Annotated in this window: 5 protein-coding genes; 1 reads left to right on the top strand and 4 read right to left on the bottom strand. The window is 39.8% G+C overall.

Going from position 1 to position 3,344, the window contains the following annotated elements:
- Positions 1-1,025: methionine--tRNA ligase subunit beta (metG, locus tag ABZB17_RS21705; protein WP_372653609.1), on the top strand; the 1,025-nt coding region annotated here is incomplete at its 5' end.
- Positions 1,026-1,318: 293 nt separating this feature from the next.
- On the opposite strand, the gene ABZB17_RS21700 is transcribed toward metG, so the two are convergent.
- The 4 genes from ABZB17_RS21700 to ABZB17_RS21685 form a co-directional block, all read right to left on the bottom strand.
- Complete coding sequence (locus ABZB17_RS21700) at positions 1,319-1,513, bottom strand: helix-turn-helix transcriptional regulator (RefSeq protein ID WP_163344789.1); 195 nt, start codon at positions 1,511-1,513, stop codon at positions 1,319-1,321.
- Positions 1,497-1,922, bottom strand: a complete 426-nt coding sequence (locus tag ABZB17_RS21695; protein WP_372653606.1) for a hypothetical protein — start codon at positions 1,920-1,922, stop codon at positions 1,497-1,499. Before ABZB17_RS21695 ends, ABZB17_RS21700 begins: the two co-directional genes overlap by 17 nt.
- 105 nt (positions 1,923-2,027) lie before the next feature.
- Positions 2,028-2,528 carry a hypothetical protein gene (locus tag ABZB17_RS21690; RefSeq protein ID WP_372653603.1) on the bottom strand — a complete coding sequence of 167 codons (501 nt, stop codon included), beginning with the start codon at positions 2,526-2,528 and terminating at the stop codon, positions 2,028-2,030.
- Between the two features lie 197 nt (positions 2,529-2,725).
- Positions 2,726-3,229, bottom strand: a complete 504-nt coding sequence (locus ABZB17_RS21685) for a fasciclin domain-containing protein (protein WP_372653601.1) — start codon at positions 3,227-3,229, stop codon at positions 2,726-2,728.
- Positions 3,230-3,344: the final 115 nt, after the last annotated feature.

Here is a 3,344-nt window from a genome sequence, read left to right as displayed (position 1 = left end):
GGGCGGTTTGGTTGCACGAGTACCTGGAAGAATTCCCGGGAAAAGAAGATGTGTTGAAATATGTATTAACTGCCAATGCGCCGGAAACAAAAGACAACGATTTTACCTGGAAAGATTTCCAGAACCGCAATAACAACGAGTTGGTAGCCGTGCTCGGAAACTTTGTAAACCGCGCACTGGTGCTTACACAGAAATATTACGACGGCGAAGTTCCTGCCCGTGGAGAATTGACTGATCACGACAAAGCAACACTGGCTGAGATTGCAAAAATCAAAGGCGAAGTTGAAAAGAGTATCGACAGTTTCCGTATTCGCGAGTCGTTGAAAAATGCGATGGATCTGGCACGTCTGGGAAATAAATACCTGGCCGACGAAGAACCATGGAAAGTGGTAAAAACAGATGCCGAGCGTGTAAAAACAGTTATGAATATCTGTTTGCAGATTACCGCCAACCTTACCATTTGTCTTGAGCCATTTTTGCCATTTAGCATGGATAAATTGCGTGGCTTCCTGAACTTTGAAAAAATGGATTGGGTAAAACTGGGAGACACTGATTTGTTACCAACCGGCCACAAAGTGAATAAGCCGGAATTACTTTTCGAAAAAATTGAAGACAACATAATCGAGGCACAACTGCAAAAACTAGCCGACACCAAAAAGGCCAACGAAATGGCTGAAGCAAAAGCAGCACCAGCAAAAGAAAACATTGAGTTCGATGATTTTGCAAAAATGGATGTTCGTGCCGGAACGGTTATCGAATGTGAAAAAGTAGCCAAAACCAAAAAGCTGCTGAAACTTAAAATCGACACCGGAATCGACCAGCGAACTGTTGTTTCAGGAATTGCCGAATACTACCAGCCGGAAGAGTTGATCGGGAAACAGGTTTCAATATTAGTAAACCTTGCTCCGAAAAAATTGCGCGGAATTGAATCGCAGGGAATGATTTTGTGTGCTGAAAATGCTGATGGAACACTGTCAATTGTTTCGCCGGATAAGGAGGTTAAAAACGGATCAGAAATACGCTAAATTTCGGAAACTCAGTCGTAGTGCATTCTCCTTTTTAAAAGGAGGTGGATCGCCGGCTGGCGGTTCGGAGGATTATAGACAATCCCCCCTTTAGTTCCCCCTTCACCAAGGGGGATTTGCAAGGAGCAACATTGAAGTTAATAAGAAGATTTTGATAATAAATGATTTAAGAATATAAGTGCCAACATAGCGTTGGTGCTTTTCCGTAAGGTTTCTTGCTGTCCGTCAGCTGACGGACGGGTAGAAAACTTACTCAACATATATAACCGTTCTTGTACGCAGGAGCGGTTTTTTTAATCTTCCAACTCAAACAACTCTTCTACCGAAAGCTTAAAATACTTTGCCAAAAGCATAGCCGTTTGCACCGAGGGAACAAATTTATTCTTCTCGATAGCATGAATTGTTTGACGCGAAACACCTATTGCATCAGCCAGTTCCTGTTGCGTTTTATCGAGCATCACCCGGTGAAATTTAAGCTTGTTCTTCATAATCATCCCAAAATATAACGTTACCCTTTACAGATCGCACAATAAGATAAGCCAGCATTTGAATAACGATAAATATCCCCGGATGAACTTTAAAGCCGGGATTAAAAGCGTTCACCATAATTAAAATCAGAATCGAAGCAATCAATACAATAAAAGCTGATTCGTATCTTAGTTTTAATGCGAGTTCATCTTCGGTCTTGCTTTTCGAAAGAATGATGATTAACAAACCTAAGTACATGGGATAATCTGAAATTCGGGCAAATATTTCGGGCAACATTCGTTCATATATTCCCGAAGAGTCTGGACGTACACCCAGAAAACCCATCATAAAATCATCAATCCCCAAACAGAATCCAAGAATGATGAAGCCAATTCCGATCCATTTAAAGTAGTGTGGTAGTAATTTCATTGCGCTTAAAGTTAGGATTACATGACAAATGTAAAGAATAATTTACAAACGACAAACAAAATAGAAATTATGGGATTCTAAAATTAAAAATCAATGGTTTTGAAATCAGACAATCACAAAGAACAACACCACCAAAATAAGCAGCATAAAAAGGATAAACTGGTTGCGAACAAACAATCCCAGGAGGATTAGAATCTCCACCTCTTCGTTCATGGGTGTTGCCAGTTCAATTGTTCCTTTGTCTTTTGAAATGAATTCGTGCGAGGTAAAGGTTACAATTTCTTGTCCGTTATATTTCCAGCTCCAACGTGATTGCCAGAAGTTTTTTATTTCCAGTTCAAAACGTTTACCGTTTATCAACACATCGCTACGCGGGTTAAATATATTTACCATTACCATGGCCAGCAGCGATTTACTGTTTCCGTCGTAGATCTCCAGTTTCGAAAGAAAAAACTCACGATTAAGCGTAAAGTAGCGGCCATTAATAATAGCCTGCGCTTTCGAACCAACCATGCTTTCCCAGTCAATGTTTCCAACTTTCTCATCGCCCTGCATGATCTCCAGCTTCGACCCAAATATTTGCTTACTCCATCTTAGCTTTTCCATTCAAAATATCCTCCATTTCAAGAAACGCAATTTATAAAAATTAGCAGGAATAATTAAAATGAATTCTGCAGCTTCATTTCATTTTTACAATCTTTAACGAAAAAACCGGCTCCTTTCGAAGCCGGCTCAAAGTCATGGTAAATCTAAACTTAAATGTCAAAGCGTATTGTTGCAATCAAAATCTATTCGCCTGATTTTTATTCAGGAATAAGCACTTTATCAATTACATGTATTACTCCGTTTTTCCCTTTAATGTCGGCTGCAATTAAATTGCTGTCGTTAATTTTTACTCCGTCTGACAAGTTGATCTTAATCTCCTCTCCATTCAGTGTTTTCACCGACGTGTTTGACAGATCTCCCGACATTACTTTACCCGAAACAACATGGTAAGTTAAAATTGGGGTCAGTTGATCAGCTGTAAGATCCTCAACACCTTTTACACCCAGGTTGGCAAACAATGCTTTAAAAGCATCGTTATTTGGTGCAAATACGGTAAACGGTCCTTCGGCACTTAATGCTCCTGCCAAATCGGCTTTAGTTACTGCTTCAACCAGGATTGAAAAATCAGGATTTGAAACGGCAATCTCAACCACAGTTGATGACGAAGTGTCGTCGCCACTTTTTGCTACTGAAGTTAAAGTCAGACCAAAAGTTATTACTGCCACCAGGGCGATCGAAAAAATTTGTTTTACTGTTTTCATGATATTTAATTTTAAAATTATTTCTATTTGTAATTTTCTCACTTCACCCCTCTTTAGTTCTCCACTCGAGTGGAGATGGTGATTGCAATGAGCCAGAGAGGTGACCGGCTCAATT

The organism is Draconibacterium sp., from assembly GCF_041583095.1.
Classification (GTDB): Bacteria; Bacteroidota; Bacteroidia; order Bacteroidales; family Prolixibacteraceae; genus Draconibacterium.
This window is presented reverse-complemented; position numbering and strand designations above follow the sequence as displayed.